The sequence below is a fragment of the Arthrobacter sp. OV608 genome, from assembly GCA_900110595.1.
In the GTDB taxonomy this organism is placed as follows: domain Bacteria; phylum Actinomycetota; class Actinomycetes; order Actinomycetales; family Micrococcaceae; genus Arthrobacter.
This window is the reverse complement of record FOEZ01000011.1, coordinates 93,961-115,352: the sequence shown is the minus strand read 5'-3', so window position 1 is coordinate 115,352 and position 21,392 is coordinate 93,961. Positions and strand designations below refer to the sequence as shown.

At 58.3% G+C, this 21,392-nt stretch carries 10 protein-coding genes and 1 pseudogene; 6 read left to right on the top strand and 5 right to left on the bottom strand.

Annotated elements, in window-relative coordinates; genetic code table 11:
- Window positions 1-3 precede the first annotated feature (3 nt).
- Window positions 4-6,039 (bottom strand): Ig-like domain-containing protein, encoded by a 6,036-nt coding sequence (locus tag BMX78_RS15065; RefSeq protein WP_091420758.1) that lies wholly within the window; start codon window positions 6,037-6,039, stop codon window positions 4-6.
- 474 nt (window positions 6,040-6,513) lie between these two features.
- Here BMX78_RS15065 and BMX78_RS23700 point away from each other — a divergent pair, with 474 nt between their 5' ends.
- From BMX78_RS23700 to BMX78_RS15050, 3 genes are all read left to right on the top strand, one after another.
- Window positions 6,514-6,849 carry a DUF4236 domain-containing protein gene (locus tag BMX78_RS23700; RefSeq protein ID WP_091420756.1) on the top strand — a complete coding sequence of 112 codons (336 nt, stop codon included), beginning with the start codon at window positions 6,514-6,516 and terminating at the stop codon, window positions 6,847-6,849.
- 66 nt (window positions 6,850-6,915) lie between these two features.
- Window positions 6,916-8,127, top strand: coding sequence for an HIRAN domain-containing protein (locus BMX78_RS15055; protein ID WP_170850836.1), 1,212 nt, complete (start codon window positions 6,916-6,918; stop codon window positions 8,125-8,127).
- A gap of 656 nt (window positions 8,128-8,783) precedes the next feature.
- Window positions 8,784-9,158, top strand: coding sequence for a hypothetical protein (locus tag BMX78_RS15050; protein WP_139204986.1), 375 nt, complete (start codon window positions 8,784-8,786; stop codon window positions 9,156-9,158).
- Between the two features lie 793 nt (window positions 9,159-9,951).
- Here the strand turns inward: BMX78_RS15050 and BMX78_RS15045 are convergent.
- Window positions 9,952-10,458, bottom strand: a complete 507-nt coding sequence (locus BMX78_RS15045) for a hypothetical protein (protein ID WP_091420746.1) — start codon at window positions 10,456-10,458, stop codon at window positions 9,952-9,954.
- Between the two features lie 16 nt (window positions 10,459-10,474).
- Entirely contained in the window at window positions 10,475-10,813 is a 339-nt protein-coding gene (locus BMX78_RS15040; RefSeq protein ID WP_091420743.1) for a histone-like nucleoid-structuring protein Lsr2, read from the bottom strand.
- Between the two features lie 336 nt (window positions 10,814-11,149).
- Between BMX78_RS15040 and BMX78_RS23875 the strand changes: the two are divergent.
- From BMX78_RS23875 to BMX78_RS15020, 3 genes and pseudogenes are all read left to right on the top strand, one after another.
- Window positions 11,150-11,574 (top strand): annotated as a pseudogene (locus BMX78_RS23875) (DUF8548 family protein).
- A gap of 547 nt (window positions 11,575-12,121) precedes the next feature.
- Window positions 12,122-15,424, top strand: coding sequence for a hypothetical protein (locus BMX78_RS22805; RefSeq protein ID WP_139204985.1), 3,303 nt, complete (start codon window positions 12,122-12,124; stop codon window positions 15,422-15,424).
- On the top strand, window positions 15,417-17,198 hold the full coding sequence (locus BMX78_RS15020) for a hypothetical protein (protein WP_139204983.1): 1,782 nt from the start codon (window positions 15,417-15,419) through the stop codon (window positions 17,196-17,198). Before BMX78_RS22805 ends, BMX78_RS15020 begins: the two co-directional genes overlap by 8 nt.
- 283 nt (window positions 17,199-17,481) lie before the next feature.
- Here BMX78_RS15020 and BMX78_RS15015 read toward each other — a convergent pair whose 3' ends face one another.
- Both BMX78_RS15015 and BMX78_RS15010 read right to left on the bottom strand, forming a co-directional pair.
- Window positions 17,482-19,728: an ATP-binding protein gene (locus BMX78_RS15015; protein ID WP_139204981.1), complete on the bottom strand. Its 2,247-nt coding sequence runs from the start codon at window positions 19,726-19,728 to the stop codon at window positions 17,482-17,484.
- Between the two features lie 1,298 nt (window positions 19,729-21,026).
- A complete protein-coding gene (locus BMX78_RS15010; protein WP_091420727.1) occupies window positions 21,027-21,242 on the bottom strand; it encodes a hypothetical protein in 216 nt (71 codons plus the stop codon).
- Window positions 21,243-21,392 lie beyond the last annotated feature (150 nt).

The window sequence follows — 21,392 nt, the reverse complement described above, 5'->3', positions numbered from 1 at the left end:
TCCTTATACATTCTGGTGAACTGTCGCGGAATACGGTCCGCTCAGCCGAATCTCGTACCAACCTGATTGCCAGTCGGCCTTGCCGCATACTTGCTGGTTTCCTGTTCCGTTGAGGAAGCCGCTCCACGAATCGTAGGGGGTCGTGCCCCCCAGTGTTTCGTTGGCGTAGCACTGAAGCGTGTAGTTCCCTGCCGGCAAGTTGGCGTAATTCAACTGCAGGAAATAAGTCCCGGCCTTTCGGGAGTCGGGATTGCCTCGTGAAATGCTCAGGCGGACCGGGTTGCTCGTCGCCGAGGCCGAGCCCGATGCGGTCTTGCGTGCAGCATCGGCGGCGTCGGTGGTCACGGTGACGGAGGCGTTCACTGTCTGGCTCGGGCCAAGTCCTGATGCTGTGTAGCTTGTCAGTCCCGCTCCTCCCGACGTGCTGCCGGCCGAGGTGTTAACCTGCACGCCGGTCACGTTCCTGCCATTTCCGTCCACTGACCAATTGAAGGACACTGTGCCGTCCCCGCCTACGCCCACGAGGTTGCGGACGAGCGGCGAACCATACGGGTTCACTGGGTTCGACGACGTTGCAGGCCCGGGAGCGACGCCCTGGACCGTCGATTCGCCCCAGACCTGGATGGTGTAGGACGTACCGTTGGCCAGTCCCGTGATCGTCCCGGTCGTCGCGCTGCCAAAGGAACCGCTCAACCCGCCCGGCGTCGCCTTCCACCGCCAGCTGATCTCATTCGGCCGGTTGCCGTTCAACGGACCCGGCGTGAAGCTAACTTGCGAGTTGCGGTCGCCTTCGGTGGCCGTGACACTCACAGGCGCCGACGGTGCGTTCGCGGCCCGGCGTGGTGCCGAGTCCGCGCTTGGCGCTGACGCTCCGGCCTTGTTTCGCGCCGTCACAGAGAACGAGTAGTCGGATTCGCTGGTATCCACGGTGACGTTCTGGCTGGTTCCAGCGAGGGTCAGGCTGTTCACGACGGCGCCGCCACGCCTAACACTGAGCGTGTAGTCGGCAACCGGGTCACCGTTCGCGTTCGGCGGCGCCCACGTTACGAGGATCTGTGCCTGGCTGCCGACCGCCGTCGAGGGCGACGTGGTCGGCGGCGCCGGCGCGTCCGGGACGCCGGCGGGAATCACCGAGGCCGAGTAGGGGCTCCACGCAGACGGTTCCGGGGCGCGGTTATTGGCCTGGACCCTCACCTGGTAGGCGACGCCGTTCTCCAGGCCTTCCCACTCCATTGAGTTGCCGGCGACACCGGTTTTCTGGACCGAACCATAGGCCGGCGCGGGCGAGATTTCGAGCGTGTAGCTTGTCACTGGCGAACCGTGGCTCGTCGGTGTGGTCCACGCGACGGAGACCTTCTTGTCGCCGAAGACCAGAGAGGGTGCTAGGGGCGCCTCGGGCCGGGCGTCGGGACGTGCCGGTGCCGACGCCGGCGACGGGTCGGAGGTTCCGACGTCGTTGGTTGCGGTGACGGTGAAGGTGTACTCGACGTCGTTGGTGAGTCCGTCCAGTGTGCAGGTGGTGGACGGGCACGCCTTGGAATAGCCCTTCGCTGACGAGACCGCGTAGCCGGTGATCGACGACCCGTTGTTCGACGGGGGAGTCCACGAGAGCACGACGGTGCTGTCCTGGATGGAGCTCACCGAGGGCACTCCGGGGACGCCGGGTTTTCCTCGCACTGTCAGCGTCACGTGACCTTCCACCTGACGTTCGGGGGCGTTGGTGGCGTCCTGCACCTGGTAGCTGACAATCATGACCCCAACGAAGTCCGCGCTTGGAGTGATGGCAACCTTGTCGCCTTCCAGCTCGGCAACACCGGAGCCGGAATCTACGTGGGCGCCGAGGACCTTCAGCGGTGTCTCAGGGAAAGGGTTCACGTCGTTGGCCAGCACGTCCACAACGGATTTTTGGCCTGCCTTGGCGTCGGCCACGACGTCGTCGTTCGCCGCCGCGGAAGGCCGGGAGGAAACAACAGTGGTCAGCGTGAACGTCGCGGTAGTGGGAGCTGAAGTGCTGTCGCTGACCTGCACGACCACTTTTTCGCTCGCACCCCGAGCGGCGGAAGCGTCAGCTTTTACCAACAGCTTTTGTCCCTCGACCCGTGCGGCGAATCCGCCCGAGGGGCTGCCTTGCAGGCTGTATGCCAGTCGGTCAAGATCGCCGGGGTTCGGATCCCGGGAAAGCCGTGCCAAGTTGACCGGAATTTCTGCTTCACCGGGAGCCACCTCGATGGTGGTGCCCAACAGGGTCGGCGAAACATTCTGTGCAGGAATGACCTGGATCGGTATGGAGATGGTCGAGGAGAGCCCGCTCGCGTCATCGGGGCCGGTGCCGTCGGTCACCTGGACCGTGAGGGTATCCGGGCCGTAGTAGTCCGCGGCCGAGGTGTAGCTGAACGTGTGTTCGTCCTTCAGCAAGGGAGCGCCATTGGAATGGGACGTCGAGACGCTGTCAGCGGTCGCAATGCGGGCAATCCGTCCGTCACGTACCTTCACCACGTCGGCAAGACTGATGGTGAGGGTTTCTCCGCTCTTCACCTCGAGGGGCTTGGTCACGGACAGTTCAGGCCGCAGGTCCTTCAGTCCCGGCACATGGACGAACGCGGATGCGGTGAGTCCGTCCGCGTTCGCCACCGTGTACAGAATGACCTGGGAGGCCTCGGTGAATCTGACGTTGACGGTTCCGCCGGGTCCGACGGAGGTATTGGGGTCATCCGTGGAGACCCGCAGGTCGGAGGCGACGCCGTCGGGATCTTCGTCGTTGGCCAGAACGGGTACATCAACCGATGTTTTGCCGTACATCTCGATCTTCGTCACATAGTCGTCCCGCGCGAGGGGTCGCTGGGCCGGGGCGTCCTCTTTGATGTCGAGCACGAGGGAGCCGACCGAGCTCGAGCCATAAATATCGGCGACCGTGTACCGGAGGGTGTATTGACCGGAGCGTCCGGGCCCGGTGACTAGGACGCGGCCATCGGTGACCTTGGCGGATAGGCCGTCGGGCACGGTCAGCCCTTCCGTCACCAGCAGGATCGGGTCGCCGTCAGGGTCGCTGTCGTTGGCGAGGACAGGGACGGACAGGGTGCGGCCCGGCTTCGCCGTGACCGTGTCTGTTGCTGCGTAGGGCGCCTGGTTTTGGAAGCTGGGCGGGGCAATGCCGACGACGACGGTGCCGACGGCTTCGGCTCCCCGGCGGTCACGCACGACGTAAGTGAAGGAGTCGCGACCAGCCGAGTCGGGATACGCCTCGTAGTTGAGCCAGGTGTCGCCAACAGTTACGCGACCCATCTTCGGGGCATCCCGCTGGCCCAGCAGATCCACGGAGTCGCCGTCGGGATCGATGCCGTCCAGCGGAACCGGGATGCGGACGGTGTTGCCGGCGATGACGCGCGCGGTGATGGGCTGGGGACGGGGAGCCGAGTTATGAGTGTCATCTTCCGCGACCACCTGGATGGTCACGTAGCCTGCGGTGCGGTTGCCCTGCGAGTCCGCTACCTCGTAGGTTGCGTGCACCGTTCCTGCATTCTGGCCGGCCCGGAAACGCAACTTGTCGCCGCTGATGAAAGCTGTTCCCTCAGCTGGCGTGGGTTCCGGGGCCACGAGGTCCGGACGGAGGGTGAGGGTGTCGCCGTCGGGGTGGTAGTCGTTGTGCAGGACGTCGACTGTCACCACGTCGCCGGTTCTTACCGTCGCCGTGTCATCGACGGTGACCGGGGGGCGGAGCGTGGCCGGGAGCGGGACGGGAAGGACAAGGACCTCACCTGTCGCGGCTTCGGCACCGTTGGAAACGGTGTAGCGGAAGGTGACCGGATGGCTAAGACCCACCATATCGGTCACCCGAATCACGCGGTTTTCCAGTACTTCAGCCGTGACCCCGGTTCCGGCGGGTACCTCGACGGATTGGACGATGAGGATTCCGCCTGCGGCATCGCTGTCGTTGGCCAGGACGTCCACCAGGGCTGATCTGCCGACGGGGACCAGGGCGACGTCGCGTACTGCGACCGGACGGCTTGTGCCGCTTCCTGGCAGTACGTCTATCCTGATCAGCCCGACGGCGGAGTTGGGTCCGTCAGTCACCAGGTACTGCATGTAGTAAGTACCCGGAGTGGCCATCTGGAAGGTGATCGTGCCGGCGGTGAAGTCGGCGGTGATGCTTGCCCCGGGGACCTGGTCATACTTTGCGAGCCGCAGAGCGGCGCCCGAAGTGCTGATGTCATTGAGCAGGGGAGACATCGTCAGAGGCGTAGACGCGACGGCGGTCATCCGGTCGGCGTTGGCGATCGGTCGCAGAGACCCCTTGGGCAGCACCTCGACGCGGAGCAGGCCCTCGGCGTCAGCAGTGCCATCCGAGACGATGAGTTTGACCTCTTTGACTCCCGTTTGGCCGGAGACCGCGGCGAAGTCGATAATGCCGTTGTTTCGGAAGGTGACGCGGTCGCCCGAGTCGGTGGTGGCAGATTTGAGGTACATCTCGTCGCCGTCGGGATCACGCCATCCTTGCAGGGCGTCCTGCTGGAGGGTAGCGCCGGACTCCACTTTCATGGATTGTGGCCGCTTCAGCTCCGGCGGAGAGTTCTGCCCCGCCGGACGGACCGCCAAGGTGAGATTGGCCTCGGCTGTTCCACCTCGCCCGTCGTCCACCCGATACCTGAAGGTCAGGGAACCGGACGCACTCGCGGGCACGGAGACCTGGAGGGCCGCACCGCCCAGAGCCGGCTGGACCTCGACACCCGGCGGGGCCGATCCTGCCAGCGCCGCTGCAAGTACGTCTCCGTCCGGGTCCGAGCACTCCTCCGTAACCCGCAGGAGGGACGTGCGCCCTGCCCGGACGCCGAATTGCTGATCGACGGCGACTGGTGGGTGGTTCTGTTCGGTGCGTTTCGGCAGGGTTACCTGCTGGTCCGGGCTTTTCTCCTCCTGGTCATCCTGGACGTCCGGCGGGGGAACTACGTCGTTCCAGTTCTGCACCAAGAGCATTTTCTGCGTGACCAGCCAGACGCCGCCGCCTTGGATGTCATTGAGAACGACTACATCGCGGTTCACGCGGAAGACCAGCTGGGCATTCGCCGGCATGTTTGGCACGGCACCGGATTCGACCTTCCCGGCCCCACAGTCCCGCAGATAGGTTGAGGTGCCGGACCAGGCAGCGTATGCGCAGCCGTTCAGCCAGACGGGGGCCGCTGGCGCGGAGTTCGTGCTCGTCTTAGGAGCGCGGGTAACCGTAGCGGAACCTCCAGCCAGAGGCTGTGCCACCAAGGCACTCAGAGTGCTCACCAGTACGCGGTCGTTTGCCTGCCCGTTTTCTTGAAGTGACCCACCTTTTCCATCGGCTATGGCTATTTTCTGTCCACCGGGCAAGTAGAGGTCTCCAGCGTTGGAATCGAACATCACCGCGTCGGCACCGACGGCAGCGATGCTCAGCTTCGCGTCCTTGGGAAGTTCAGCTAGCTTGCGAGCCGATTTTTGGGCGTAGTCTTTGTCCTTCGGAGCATAGTCGCGCACTTCGCCGAGGGTAGGCGAGAAGGCGTGGATGACGCCGTCGAGGCCAATAGTCGCCACCGCGCCGGCACCGAGTTTGGCCAGTGGTTCCGCGCCGTCTAAGCGAAGACCATCGATACTTCCAACGGGAACTGCGTATAGGTCACCGTCGGCCAGGATAGCCGCCGTATCAGATCCCGTGGAGACGGCTGCGCCCGCGGGCAGGGAGCCACTGCCTAGGAGCGTCACGCGCGCGGGGTCAATTTGGGTCAGCGTGGCATTGGCGCTGTCGTGAACGAGTACGGTGTCGCCTTGCTGGAGGACATCGTACTGAGGAGCCTTGGTACGAAGCCCGGCATCCAGTACCCGTGAGGGGAAATTCAGGTGACCCACCAGCAGATCGGACTGTTTGGTGACCCAGACGCCGCCATCATTGAGATCCAGGTCTGCGGCAGGAAGTCCGTCGTACTGGAAAGCCAGAGCGGCTGCCGCCAATGAGATGCTGGCCAGTGCCGAAACGGATGCCGTCCTACGGCGTTTTCCGTGCAGCAGCGAAGAGATCCCCATACGTGATTGCCCCCGAAATCGTCCTGACCGCGAAAACCGTCCCTACGGCTCCGTCAAGTCAAGTAGACAATGTGTAGCAGGTGCCTTGGCAATGGGACAAAATCCCCATGACGCGGAACTTCGTAAAAGTATTAGTGGTCGTAATAAAAGTAGAACCCACCTTGCTGATGTCACTTCAAGACGTTTTAGCAGCGCCTTTCGGAAAGGATTTGTCACTTACGGGGCAATTGCTTCTATCGGCCGATCGAAGGGCCGATGGACCTACTCGTGACTGCGACTGAAGAGCAACATCGAGAGATGCTGCTCTTTTCTTGATGCATTCTTGAGCTAATCCTGTGGTAATCCCGCGGATTTCTTGAGGGCTATCTGAAGCCGAACACTATCGGCTCCAACTGACACTCGTTATCTCATTCAGAACGTCGTGACGAGGACATAGAATCGGGTTCAAACGAGGAATACTGGCTTCCCGCGTGAATGTTTTGGAGGTGCGGGTTGGGGTTTCGTTACCGTAAGTCGAAGAGTTTTGGGCCTGTTCGGATCACAGCATCGAAGCGCGGGTTGAGCGCCAGTGTCGGCGCAGGTCCGTTTAGGGTTACCAGAACTGCCACAGGCCGAACGACGAGTACGGTGAGGGTCCCCGGAACCGGTGTCTCGTATGTCTCCAGCGGTTCGAGCGGTCGGCCGAGCCGTAGGTCAGCTGCCCTGATTTCCGCTCCCACTGCCGGTCCCGTTGCCCGTCAGGTCATTACAAACGAGACATGGCGGGAGCTTCTGACACCCGACAATACGGTGGTTGTGTCGAAGTTTTAGCGTAACCATGTTCGTGCTGCAGTCGCGCGCGCTACCGGGGCCCGCCCCAGCCTGATGCACCTTACAGTGGGACAGGCGGCCAACGTCCTGGCGCACGTTGGTGCTGACCCGGCCAAGTTGACTACTGGTGGCCGCGGCGTCCCTGAAATCGAAAAGGCTGGGGGAATTGCCCAGCGGACTTTGTTCGGATTGCTGCTGCTGGTTGTGACCTTCTCATCCCCGGCAGGAACTCTGTTGGCCGCAGGAATTGTCGGGCTGGCATTCCTGATGCGGAAGCGGCGTAGCCGTCGGCAGGCGTGGGAGGACATCAACTGGTCGGCAGGTTTTCTTGAGAACCCCAATACGCCTGCCGACGGCGAGCAAATGGAAGTCTTGGTTAGCGGGGCTCCGGTTACTGATGTGCCAGTCGCTGCGGACCCGACCCCGCGGGTAGATCAAGCAGTTCCGGCCACCAAGAATCTTTACCATGTTTCGCTTGGCCGGTCGGAATGGCCGAATGTCGAAGTTGTAGGCGAACACGCGTACGGCAAGGCGATCAGGGCGGCCCTGCGTGCAAATGGTGCGCTGGCAGCTGGTCGGAACGAAGGTGAAACTGAAGGTCTACTGGTGGAACTGGTGGCTGAACCGGACAACCCGCTTGACCCCAACGCCATCAGCGTCCGATGGAAAGGCCGAGTTCTCGGCTACCTCAGCCGAGAGGACGCAAAACGCTACACACGACCGCTGACGAGAATCATCGCCAGCGGAAACGTCGCTGCTGCCACTGCCCGGGTTTGGGCTTACGACGAAGGGGACCGCCTTCGGGCGCGCGTAACCGTTGCATTGCCTGAACCAGCGTTAATCGCACCCCTCAATGCTGCGCCTGCAGGCGTGACTACCCTTATAACTTGGGGATCAGCAATTCAGGTCCTGAAGGAAGAAAACCACTTCGACGTACTCGGCAAGTATGTGCCTGCCGATGGTATGGGAATACTGCTGGTCAGCCTGCACAAAGAAACCTACACGTTGAAGAATGGGACCCAGCGTCCCTTTGTCGAAATCCGTCTCGACGGCCAACGTGTTGGGGAGCTCAGCAATGTCACCTCCGCGCATCTGCTCCCGGTTCTCGAGCACACCGAGGCTGTTGGGGAAATTGCGCTGGCCTACTCAAAAATCACTGGCTCAACCCTGGCCGCACAGCTCGTTCTTCATGCAGCCAAAGCCACCGAGATCAGCGACGATTGGCTTGCAAACGGGCCGCATCCGGCATCAATACTCCTTCTTAGGGAACCAAGGTAAGACGTTCCGCCTGCCTACTCAAAATAGGAGAATGGCGTTGGGGCAGCGCATGGTGGGTGACTGCCAGCGGATTGGCGACCGACGCACCTTGACGTGCGCAGCGAGGTCCACAGCCTTTGGGCTGGCGGCTTTGAGTTCGGGCACCGGCCCCTGGGGGCAGTCTCGCGGATAAGCGCCTGGACGAACCCCTGCACCGGCCGCACGTGCTGGCAGGCGATCAAGAACCCCCGGGGCGTCGGTTGCCGCGAAACTCCGCTCCTAACTGGCAACGCAGCCCTGGGAAGGTCGGGCTTTTAGGTGATCGCCCCCTATTCCTTCAGAACATAATGTGGGGGGCATTTTGATCTGGTCACTCGTTAGTCAAAGGTCTATTCTCAGGCTAGGTGTCCATCGCGGGAGGACGTGATGGGATGCCACTGAGACAGTCTGACGTAATTCCCTCAAACGGGGACCTGACGGTTTGTCCTGGGTTAGCGCACCGGTTCGTTTTGGCCATAGCGAGAACGGCGCCTTGTCCTACGGTGAACCGCTATAAATTTCACACTTCACGGGGCCGGCCAGCAAAAGGCGCGGCCTCCGAGTCAGGGTTTCGACAGATGAAAACTAGGTCTTTTTCCGCATTTTTGTTCATCGTGTTGTTAGGGGTCGGTGGACTCGTGACCGCTACCCCGGCGCGAGCCGCCGCTTCGGTTATATCTGTGAGCGATGGCCAGATTTCAGCTAAGGGAACGGCTGTCACCGGAACCTACACGGTCACATGTACGTTCTTCGACGAAAACATCAATATTAACATGGAGTTGAGGCAGGTCACCGGCAAGACGGTCAATACGTCAAGTTTCAGTGACTCCTTCCTGTGTGAAGGTTACGTAGGCCGTGTTTACACCCGAACTTATAGGTTCGAGGCATTCACTGGCCGTTCCACTATTTTTGTGCAAGGGGGCGCAACCGTCACGGGCAATGCGCAGGGGTTCATTTGCTGCTTCTACAACGTGAACGAACCGATCAACAAGGAGATCCGCTTGTTTAGATAATCTAATTATTCACCGCAGGGTATGACGCGGCCTGACGACCCAGTTGGCTTGGGCGCCGGAGCCATCTACACCCAATTCGTCTGCACTACCTAGGTTCTCTGCGGCTAACGATCTGACCGGTAACAGGCAAGTCCCTGCCGCGAGCACGCTGGCAGGGAGTTCCTTTGTGTTGGCTCTAGGAGTGTAACCGTCGGCTAAAGTCGTAGGAGCCATCCTTGATGGACTGTTGACCCCGGGCTCAACAGCGACGGCCGATGCCTTCATCCCGCTCTTGCTTAAGGAACTGCCGACATGTGGTGTGCACTGAGCCCACAACTAAGTCAGCTTCCGCGAGGACGAGATAAATCCGCAGGACATTCGAGTAGTCTGCACTGCAGGCGATGCAGAACGACACCGCGCTCAAGAGCGGCGCAGTTTGCCGGGCAGAGAACGCCGTTCGTCTGGATGCACTCCCCCGCTGCTACACCGGCCGCCCTAGGGGTCACTGCGCCCTGGTCTGCGCGGTCGAGGCCGATGTAATAACCCAGCGCAGGTCCGAAAAGTCATACCGACAGTCGCAGCATTAGCGCTGGTGCCGTCGCAAATACAAGAGAAAGTGCCACGGCTAGGGACACGAGCATTTTTCGCATATTCCGACAGTCGCACCGGGTGCGATATGAGGGCAATTAAAAAACAGGGTCGAAACTAAAATAAGTTTCGATCCTGTCTATTTTTTGAGAATGAGCTTGTGGGCCGCCATGAACTTGCCCCAGATGTCCATGCAGCTGGTCGCCACATCTAACGCGTCCCGGGTCTATGTAGGGCCACTGGGAGGAGAGACCTCGATAGTCGCTTCGAACTTGGGATGCAGCTTTAGCGAACTGACTCTAGCGCTAGTTTCATTTGGGAACCGCGTGTGGTGCTTCGAGGTGTTGGCCATGGCGTTGCAGATGTTGATATCAATTTCGGACTGCAGCAACGTCTTGATTTCAGGCCAAGTGACGCTAGTTCCTTTGTCCTTTGAGAGCCAGTCCCCAAGATGCCAGCAATGGATGAAGAAGTCTTTCACAATCGTTTGTGCTTCTTGATTGCCGGCGCCGGTAGCAGCGTAGAGTTCCTGGAGCTTTTTGTATGAACGCTCCATCTGTCCCCACTGCTCAAGCCAGGACTTATCAACGCCATAGCCGATCTCAGTGACAACGGACGTGAGTGTGCCCAGTCCGCCTAAACGCAGGGTGCCCCAGGCATGCCCACAATGCGGGCACTGCCCAGACTCGGATTTCTCTGGCAGTTCGCCTTGACATTGCGGACAGGCGGCCACACTCGCTCCTTTTTCGTTAGTGAGCTGCTTCGTACTTCTCCACGACTTCGGCCTGGATTCGACCGCGAGTATTCACCGAGATGCCATTCTGAGCAGCCCACTGGCGAATGGCCTTAGCGTCCGGCCCGCCTTGTGAGGACGTTTTACGGCTGGAAGCTGAAGCGCGACCGCCGCGTCCGCCGGATAGCCTGCGTCCGGCATTGGTAAAACGCTCGAGAGCCTGCCGCAGTTCATTGGCGTGGCCTTCATTCAGATCGATCTCGTACTCGCTGTTATCGAGTGCGAATCGAATAGTTTCGCTGGCTTCCGAGCCGTCCAGGTCGTCGGAAAGAATCACTACTGTTTTGCTCGCCATGAAATAAGCCTACTGCCTACGCGCCCATGTTGAAGTCGGTGATGAACTGATTGACTACCAGAATGCCCAAAATCACAGCGGCCACTGCGGCTATAGCAGCACCAATAAAGAAAGACCGCGAAGGTTCTAAACATTCCGCTTGGATAGAGCAATGCTGTTGCAGACTCCGAAGGCTACTAGGCAAATGGCAAGTCCAAACGTCACACTTGGTGGTGATCCAACGAAATCAGCGGGGCTGGACGCGGCCGATAAATAGCAGGGGAACCTTCCGCTAAGGCGACTCACCAGCCTGTTCGCGGTGTCTCACTACTTTACAGGCCCGCGGCACACACAAGAATGAACGCCCCTCTGAAGGCCGAGGTCATCCGCCAGGCCGCAGAGAAGCTCCACGAGCTGGGCTACACGACGCGGGACCACCTGCACCGGGCGTACGCAGAAGACAAGGAACTGAAGGCGCTGAAGGACGCCTGGCTGCACCTGCCCAGTCAGCGGTCTGGGGTGACTACAACTACCTGCTCATCCTGGCCGGCTTCCAGTCGGTAAAGCCTGATCGCATGGTGATTAGGTTTATCAAGGAGCATGCGGAGCTGGGGGAGCGGGAACTGAGCACTTCTGAGGCTGCAGACCTGATTAGGCAGGTCGCAGAGCTGTACCCGATCGAAGCCAGAAGGCTGGACCACGTTGTCTGGCGGCATGTGTCGGGCCGGGATGTGTTCAAGGATGAGGACGTGGAGATTCCCGAGCGAAGTAGAGAACTGTAGTCAGATGCGTTGCCTTCCGGCCCCACGGTCTGCGCTTGGGGGTACCGCAACACACGGACACCCGACACGTTGACAAGCATCGAGGCCTCCATCGGCTTGAATGTTCTCTATGGGGCGAAATAAAGCTGGAAAGCCAAGAAAACAGCGACGGAGCGGCTTGGATCGGCTAGATCCTCTGGCCCGCTCAATGAGTAGTTTCAACGCAGACGAATTGTGGTGTCTTTTATTCGCAGCAGCGTCGTCGCCGTCGGCGCGCCACCGCTCTGTTTCCGTTGGTAGCGCCCTCGCGGCCGCCCTCCGTGCCCGCTCTATCGCGCATACCACTCTGTCTACTCCGCTTACATCAGTTCAAGAAGTCGTCGATCAGGCAGCAGAGGCTTCAGGAATTGATGGTGTTCAGGAGGATTTCATTCCTAAGGACCCGTCTGAATCACTATTCGTTCGGGTCGGCGATGATCTGCGGCATGTTGTACCTGGGGCCACGGAGCGCCCTTTAGCTGATCTGTCTCGTGCGCTGCGTTTAGCAGAGGCCCTTGACCCATTTCTCATGAGGAAGCATGGGTTTGGTCTCGAGAATGTCATCCGAGTGGCCTACAACTGGGCGCACACTGCGACCAACGGACTCTCGTCTTCATTCAAACCTGCTCCGAACCTAGAGTTGCGGGACGAGATTGTTCTTCCTGTGGAGGAGGTGGAAGCAGCTAAAGCCCTAATTTCTCGAGACCCCTTGACGACGTTTGAGCTCAAGGAAGGAGATGCTGCTGCTCTCGAGTGGATGACCAGATCATCGGATAACGCGAACTTTGATCCTTCAAGTCCGAACAGCCCGTTTGGTTGGTACTTGAGGTACAGAACGCCGGGACTACCTGACCGGTGGCTGCCTCCCGCTTACGTTCCGGAGATTGTGGGGGCTGCAGTGTCCGAATTAGTTGGTACTGTCAAGCAGAACCCGGAAGCTCGCCGTGCTTTGCGCATCTCAAGTCTAAATGCAGTGCGGAAGGCGCTCTGGAGGTTCTCCAAGTCATTGTACGAAGGTGCGCCGAAACGGGCAGGTAACTTTGCGTTGACTGGACAGGAGATCCAATGGATCCTGCCAGTGAATACGAATACGGCAATTGCTGTTTCCATGGTGCAAGTAGAAGATTTCTTGCCACAGAGCCGATCATTTGCGAGCGACAGGCTTGCGAAGAAAGTTTCAGGCAGTGACGAGCCCGTTGTCGTCGCCCTCGCCGGTGGGGGAGAGCTCACGCTCACGGCAGACACTGAAATAGTTCCGCTTGTTATCTTTGCTGCCGCCGGCCATCTCGCCGTACCCCAGAAAAAAGGCTCGGCGACACTGGCGTTAGAAGACCTGACGTGGATCGCTGAAACTGCAAAAGACGAAGATGACCTGTATCTCTTTGCACGCGACCTGAGCGATCCAAGCTTTCCAGAGAATTTCGGGTGGGAAGCCATTAACTACTGGGAGCCATGGAGGGCTAACGGTAAGTCTTTCTTCGCCGGGGGCATTGCCCCCTCCTTCTTTTACTTCGAAGCCCATGCCGGGGACGCGGAATGGGAGCGCGCATATGAGCTCTCGTCACTTGAGGAAGCGCTGCATGCTACCGGCCTTCCACCTTTAAGGGATACACAGGTCGCCGAATTAACTGCCCGCGGTGTGGCAACGATAGCAATCCAGCAGCAGTATGGACGCTACGATCCCCTGACCGGCCTCCATCAGGCACCTCCCGTGGTGGGCTGGTCGCTAGCGCTAACGAATCCACCAGTAGCAATCATTAGGTCAATTCCGTCCTGGAGCCCACCGGAGCACTATGAATTCCTTTTCGGCTTCTGCGGGGGCCTAGTATTTGCTTTTGACGCTATCCGAGAGAGATGGGAACAAGCGCATTCTCACTCCGAAGCGACTGGCTATCGACTGGTACTTCAAGCAATCAAATCTGACTCGCGTGTTGAACCTGATCAATCAATCATAGAGTTCAGCCCCCTTGATGAAGAAAGCACAACGGGTGAACGGAATTTCCAATGGGCAATAGATGTTGAAAGATTTGTCGAATTGGCTGACGGTGATCCGCGGGCCGCGAACCGAGTAACAGCAGATGCCTTTGTAGGTTTGCTTGGGTCACTTAACCTTCAAAGTGACGTAATTACAGACCTCAGGGAGGACTGGCTTTCGAACAAGCCGTTCTTGATCCTGGAAACTGCTCGATCGAGGACCACTCTCCACCATCTAGCTTCGGCATGGAGCCTAGACCCCGCAGACGAATCAGCTACGATCGCAGCATCAGCTCGAAAATTAGCTGCCAGTGACGTCGAACCTGGGACATACCGGGGCCATGACGCCAACAGGCTCGTGCAGCAACACCTCGCACCTCTTGCCCTGGCCGCGCTCAATGAACGCATTCGCGCCCACGATAAACAAGAGATACTTGAGACCGGTCTAGAGCAGCTCAACCGAGTCATGTACGACGGCACCCGCCAGCGAGAGGACCTCAGCAGGGTAGCCGCCCACCTACCCGTCACATGGGATCCTCAAGAACGAATGGCAGAAGCCATGGGCGACACGCTAATGCTCCGACAGTGCAACGAAATCATCGTCGAGGCATCGCTGCGCAGCACCGGCGCTGACGGCCCGCCCCTTCCGATAACGAGCCGGAGATGGAGCGGACTTCTTGCAGCAGCCAATGCATACCGGACCATGACGACCATCAGTGAGCGCCTACATCATAAGGTCGCCCCTTTCACCATCGAAATCACCCACGCGTACGAGATCAAATTCGAACAGGACGAACAGCCAGCACCGGGCTCCTGGGTGCTTAACGTCCAGGCCATGGACAAAGCTTCAGCCGGCGTCAGTCTCAATCCAGGGAAATCATCGGTAACAGAATCGCCGGTCTCCATGGTCGAACTCAATCAGGCCATGCTCGAAACAGAAGGCGCAAGCGTAGAGGACATCTTCCACGTTCTAACCGCCCTTGTCCGATGGGATTCTTTTGCACAAGGCAGCAGTGTCGGAACGGGTTACGAGACTGAGGTAATCGACTGGATCTGCGCAGAGGCCAACGACACCACCGGGGCCCGACAGGATCGGTACAGCCGAGCGCTAAAGCTCTTAGTCAGCACCACGGGAGAGTTCCAAAAATCTGACTGGGAACCTTGGCAGACCAGAACCAGGCGCCACCGACTCTTGGTTCAGCCCATCGTCCGATCCGACGCTGGCAGCCTCCTAATAGCCCCGCAATATTTGATGACAAGCCTCAGCGTCTACAACAACCACCTGTCCCAAGGCGTACTGCCATGGACAGACGGAATCCCGCCGGAGGTAGGAAAAGCCCTCGAACGTATCCGGGACCTACGTAACAAACACTTCGAAAAGACGCTTGAGAATGAATTGAAGAATCTGGGCTTCAGAACCATTGCGCGTGTGAAGGCCGGAGACCACAGACGGCTCGGAGTCCCAACGCTCACGACTGAGATCGACCTCGTCGCCGCGAAGCCCGGCGAAAATACCATCTGGCTCATCGAAGCAAAGGACCCTGCCTCCGTACACGCCGTGGCCGAAACCGCACGGCAGCTGCGAACCTTCTTCAGGGATTCCACAAACTCAAGAGGCAAAACCAAGCCCTCTTACTCGACTCAACTGGCCCGGAAGGAAGCCGAACTGAAGCCGTTCATAGACCAAATCGCTGTCAAACTTGGCTTGGAGCCGTCGATGGACGGATCTGCTTATTGCCTCTCCACCGTTTTCGTGACCCGTAAAGTGGCTCCGGCTGGCTTCGTGAACGAGAAATTTCCGGTGCTGACCCTTGAGGAATATTTACGTCCCTGGTTGTCGAGTGGCGCCCATGGCTAAGAAAAAATCGGAGACGTTTCGAGGGCAGCTGATGCTGCAGATCGCCTCTGGACGCTACTTTCGCTCAGAAGTTGCGCTGAAAGAGAATACTCATAGAAGGACTTTCTACACCAACGTGTCGTTCCCGTTTGCTCCCGCAATTCACTTGCCGGTGGGGACGGTCCACTTTTCCACAGGAATCACGGACATGGCGACTGTCACCATGGAAGCAGTGGACAGGCTTGAGGCCCAAGATTGGCACGGGAGAGACTCGATCTTGGTCGCCACGGGAGGTGACGAGCTCCTTGACGACGTTGCCTACGTGATGACTTTTTCCCTCAACCGGACGTTTGAACGGGACTACGATCAGGCACGCCGGCTAATTCTGATTGCTGGTCCTCGCGGTCACAGTAGCGGAGCTTCCAGCTTATTTCCACAGCTCTTTACTTCCGGACAAGTTATCGGCCCGGAGAGCTGGGATGAGCTCAAAAGCTTCATGCAGGCCCTGTTGCAGCTCCCACGCGCTGATTTTGCTCGCGTCATGAGGGCTATCCGCAACTCAGTGGATGCAACTCGGAGGGCCTTAGATGATCCAACAGGGGCATATACGGACCTCGTTGCAGCCCTCGAATCTCTTTCGGTGGACTCTCTGGCGGCGCCTACTACTTGGGACCGGTACGACCCTTCCAAACGCAAGATCATGGACGCAGCACTAATGGACTTGGCCGAGGAGGAGAAGGCAAACATCCGCGAAGCGGTGCTGATGGCTGACCGTGCAGGTCTAAAGCGCCGTTTCATCTCCTCAACGCTCGCTAGGATCTCGCCTGACTTCTACCGCGGGGACGCGACTGGGGCAGTGAGGCCTCCGCGTTCGGCTGATATCGAGCGGATGCTGAGCATCGCCTACGACATCCGTTCTAGGAGAAGCCACGTTCTGGAGAATCTTAGTCAGGAAGCTTGGGTACACACCGATGGAGCAGAAACGGCTTTCGAACCAAGGCTTCGGCAGGTCCTTACTTTGTCTGGTCTCTGGCGTCTGCTGCGTCACGTGGTCAGGCAGTTTGTCCAAGCGACGCCAGCGGAAGAATCTGCACCTTGGGACTATACGGATTCCCTGCCAGGAGTCATCCAGATGGAACTTGCCCCTCAATATTGGATCTGGCAGCACGAGCAGCTCGACGCCAAGTCAGCCCTCAAGAGATTTTCTGCCGTGGCGGAAGCCATCATCGACTGGCGGGCTGGCAGGAGTGAAGGATTCAATCTCACCAAGGTGGTGACCAAAATCGAGGAGCTGGTTCCCGGTCTTCCAGACGGAGAGGAAAGGACAGCCCTCATCGCCATCTACGTACTCTGGCACCAGGTCACGAATCCTGCGGATCATGGGTCAGAGGTGGGGGAGTTTCTAAAGAGGTACGAATCAGTACTGGAGAGACCCTCAGCTATCGCCCAAACCGTTGCATTTCTTTCGGATTACCGGCCACCTGAATGGACAGTAGAGCAGTGGTTAGCGTTGGCGGATTCGCGCCGCGCTGCTCGCGTCCAGGGAAAGGAGGCTCCGTTGCCTGCAGCCATTGACACCTTGATTCAAATTGAAGCGGCCGATCAGATGGAAGCGGCCGGGGACCACCACGCGGCAACCAGGTTGGCTGCGTACGCCGTGGAGGAATGCCCGGGTGATGAAGCGGTACTACTTTGGGAGCAGCGACTTCTGGCCGGGGATCACGACCCCAATTTTGACGTGCATAAGTGGTTGTTCGGTGGGCAGCAAGAACAACCATCCACGGAATCGTCGTAATACAAACAGCGACTCCTTAGTCCCGGAGGGGACATTTGTTGCACGCATTGGATAGGAGCCGACGGATCACTGGTGAGTAGCAAAGATTCAGCACAGCGTAGCTCCTGGAACCCGACTCTGACTTCCGGAAAAACCCAAGTCGTGGAGGGTAGTTCTCGTAGCATCTTCTCTGCCCAGTGTCCTAGAGGCCGGTGATGGCGATTCCGTCAGGCTAAGCGGCTCCAGCTGTGTATTGGTGGCAGTACCAGCGGGGACCGCCCTAGGGCAATCAAGGTAGACGACATCATGCGTCGAATTCTGAAGGCGCAGGTCGGAACCGATCGAACAAAGACCGCAACGCGGCGTCAGTTCCGTCGTTTTGGATAGTCTTGCTCGACCATCCTTCGCGGTCCTCTTCCATGATCTGTTCATACTCATAGATAGTCCTCGCGTGCTCCTCCAGATCCTCCACGGCCGCCGACAAACCAAGATTTGATGCCATTGACATTAATTCATCGATGTTGGTTAGATTCATGCCCTGAGTCGCGATTGCATCGTAGAGGTATACCTCGAATTCATCTATAAGCGAGCCAGGAATCTCGCTGCCTAGTAAATCCGTAAAGACAGCAAAGGCGATGTCCCACTCCTCGTCATCATTGATCTGTGCGGCCATGAGAGCTTCACGTGCGGCCTCCTCAAGTTTGGGCCTAAGTTCCTCGAAGCCAGGGCGACCGGTTGCAAACTCAAGAATGTTCTTGATGGCGGTTGGTGTTCCGATACTTTCGTTCCAGATTCCCGCCACCGCGGTTAGTTGTGAAGCCCACCAGGATTCGGCGAGCGACAATTCAGCATGCAGGGTGGCGAGTTCGGAAAGGTCACGTTCCCGATCGACCTTCTCTTTTTCGGTAGAACTAATCAAGTCATCCAAGGGTAGGAGTCGTTGGATCGCTTTTGAAACGTTGTCTCGCACGAGATGAAGAGGAATCGGCTGAGGTTTCGAAGGTTCAAGCTTGCGGTTTAGTCTATTGTAGGACAAGTGCCCAGAACCGGCCTGGGCCAAACGAATAACCTGGCTTGTTGAAACAGCTCGGTCGATGACGGTTCTTAGGGCCAGGCGATCAGTTCGCAGGACTTCTAGTAGGAACTCGCGAACGGCCGGGCTATGGAATGAAACGTAGATCTGATCGAGGATTTTCGAAGTTCGGAGAAAAGTCCCGTCCAAGGTCTTCAGAGATCGATTGATGCGTCGCTCGGTGATCGGGCCGACAGAGGAATCATATGGCCGAAGCGATTCCTCCAATTCAGAATATGTAATGCGCCCGTGAGTGCACATGACCTGTAGAACGACACGGTCGAACTCCTCCAAATGGTTTTCGAAGGCATTGCTCCATAGCAACTCAGGACTATCCAGTGTGCTGACGAAAGCTTCTAGGTATCGTCCGTCGAACCCGAGAGCCAACTGACTAGTCGCATACTCAATGAGACGTGGACTGTATCCATCATGATCGACGACCCGCTGCCATGCGCCTAGGGAAAACTGTTCCCTATATTCCTGCGGTAGGGAGGAGTGGTAGAGGTGGTTGTAGAGGATTCGGCCCCGATCAATTCGATCGTAATTAGGCATATCCAAGACGTGACGGCGGGATTTCTCTATCTTCTGAAGTAGCGGATAAGTATGCTCCGCATCCTTAAGTATATACTCGCGGGTAGTTAAAATAAGCTTATGACGCGCGCTCTTTGAGATCTCTTGAATAAAGTTAACAAGACGCCTATCCTCCTTCTTTGACAGGCGCTCGCTCAGCGCCAACTCGCCAAGAAAGTCGTCATAAAAGAACACCTGCTTAGTTGATAAATCGAGAGCCGCCCAGCCCTCCTCTACATCACCAGAAATCTCGATTGGCAGGAATCCTTCCGCCATCAAACGGGCGATCAAGGCGTGAGAAAGCATCGTCTTTCCTACACCAGGTGCACCTGCTATCAGACAGACGTTTTCTTTATCTAAAGTCTTGTTTGCGGTATCAAAAGCGCGTGTTTTGACAAAGCGCGGGAGATCTTCACTAACGCGATTAGCAAGGGCACGCGATCGGTTGTGCAGCGCACTGTTGGTGGCCCAAAATAGTTGAAGCCCGCTGTGAAGCCACAACTTGAGATGGCGTGTTTCGACGTCTTGATTTGCGTTGAGAAGGTCATCAATCTTTTCAAGATTCCAAACGTCATCAATAGACACCATCCATTCACTGAACAGGTCATAGACCTGCTTGTTCTGTGTCTCGACCGTTGATTGTGAAGTCATGAACAGGTAACGCGCTGGATTGCTCTTTTTGACCTTGGGCACTTCAGCCTTGGCAGCGGCAAGCAGTTGGGAAAAATTTGACTTAACGTAGTGCTTAAATTGCGCAATTCCTTGCCCGGGTAGTTCCTCCCAAATCAGATCCTTGCCCTTGTCTTTTCCTTTCGCGTACCGCCGAACAGCTACTCCTGAAGTGGTCTGGAGTAGGTCGGCACATAGCTCTTCGAACTCAACGTCGGACAGGACGGAAAAATCTCGCATTAGACCATCATGCAACGAGTTGCATCGAGTCTGGTGCATTAGCCAAGTGGTTCTTTGGAATTGTAGTAGGCGTGGTGGCGGCCCGATTGCGAACTCCCCGTGTATTGCTGTGCATCGGGGAATGGGTTCCTGTGGGCACTGTTGCGCTTCGACCATGGCGCCGGCGGGCACGGCTTCACCACGGATAAAGGCTCCACCCTCGTTGTCGGGGTCGCCGCGGGCACTATCGACTTGCTGGACCCAGCCGCCGAGATTTCCAGGCATCTAATGCCCCGGTAGTCCTCCAGCGCCCCGAAAGGAGGTGTGGACATTGTCCGCACTTTTCGTCTCGTATTGGGCCGAACAGCCTTCGGACTGGCTTGGATTCCGCATGTTTTCGCGGGTTCCTTGTGTTTGCAGGGGCCGGAATGTAGTTCGAGTCCCACCTCGGGCACAGCATATCCCCTCGTCAGAGGGGATTTTGCTTTAACTTGTTGACATGGCTTGTGGTGGCGTCCCTCTGACGCTAGGTGCGCGGGCTGTGGCCTGGCTGCCGCGGAGCCTCTTCAGTTATGTGGGGTGGCGGTTCAAGTCCCTGGCTGGTGGGCCTTCCGCCTGCTGTGGTGGGATTAGATGCTTCCTCGTTCCGGTTCTGTCGGGTTGGTCGGGAGTGGCCAACACCTGTTCATGGTCGGGAGTGGCGGGCACGACATGACGTCTCCGACTTTGGGCCGAAAATTTTCTTGCGGAGGCTCGTCTTCGACGTCTCGTGAGTCGTCTGAGCTCGGTTTGTACTGCCAAAGGGGGTGTGGACAATGTCCACACTTATATCTGCTTTGTAGGGAGTGCCCGGGCAGGGGAGGAGCGTCGGGCAGATTCCGGCGTAAGCCAAACATGAAGCTGGCTCCGTTAGCTCAAACGCGTGGACAGCGGACCCGAGCTCTGACATGCGCTGGGTTCTTTCATCGGCGGGTTCCCGGGCTGACGAAGCATAAGTGGGCTGCCACTTGAGCCGAGTAAGTAGCGTCAGGTTTCAGTCTGAGTGTTGTCCCGAACAGTCGTCAGCAAAGGTGAAGCAAACGTTAGTCTGACAACCGGCGTCTTCCTGACGTCAGGTTGGGGTGTACTCCAGCAGGGCTCTCGACAAGGCCGCCAGCTCCGCAGGCTGGAGCCAGCGCTTTGCCAAGTCGCTTTTCCCCAGCGAGTCTTTCTTGCCGCGACGCAGTGCACAGGCTTGAGTACCTGACGTGTTCCGCTAGTTGGCCGCTAGTCGGTTTCCGGTCCTGAGCAGTAGTGGCAATCCTCCGAACAGGGGTCGGTCAAGACGCAGTCGGTTGCAGGTTGTAGCCGTTATGGATATGGAACAGGCGGCGGCCACCAATAGGGTTGTGGACCCAAATGATGTCACCATCCGCTGTCCGCGCGTCCACTTCGCCGGCATATTCCGTGCGCCCGCTGCTGCCCAGCTGAACACTGTCTCCTACCTGGATGTCGTCCCAGCCGGAGGCACCGGCGCGTTTCGTCTTTGAAGTCACAATTTTCTCCTTATGCTTAGTCGGCAGAATGAAGTCGGGGGGGGGGCGGCGGTCGTGTCTGCTGTCTTGGTCAGATCCGAGCGTATGATGCATGTTTGCCGTGGCCCGGGCGTTGGGGACCGGCTAGCGATCGAGTCGATTTTTCGTGCT

Coding starts and splice junctions, on each gene's coding strand:
- BMX78_RS15065 (WP_091420758.1), bottom strand. CDS start 6,039: ATGGGGATCTCTTCGCTGCTGCACGGAAAACGCCGTAGGACGGCATCC.
- BMX78_RS23700 (WP_091420756.1), top strand. CDS start 6,514: ATGTTTTGGAGGTGCGGGTTGGGGTTTCGTTACCGTAAGTCGAAGAGT.
- BMX78_RS15040 (WP_091420743.1), bottom strand. CDS start 10,813: ATGGCGAGCAAAACAGTAGTGATTCTTTCCGACGACCTGGACGGCTCG.
- BMX78_RS22805 (WP_139204985.1), top strand. CDS start 12,122: ATGAGGAAGCATGGGTTTGGTCTCGAGAATGTCATCCGAGTGGCCTAC.
- BMX78_RS15020 (WP_139204983.1), top strand. CDS start 15,417: ATGGCTAAGAAAAAATCGGAGACGTTTCGAGGGCAGCTGATGCTGCAG.
- BMX78_RS15015 (WP_139204981.1), bottom strand. CDS start 19,728: ATGCGAGATTTTTCCGTCCTGTCCGACGTTGAGTTCGAAGAGCTATGT.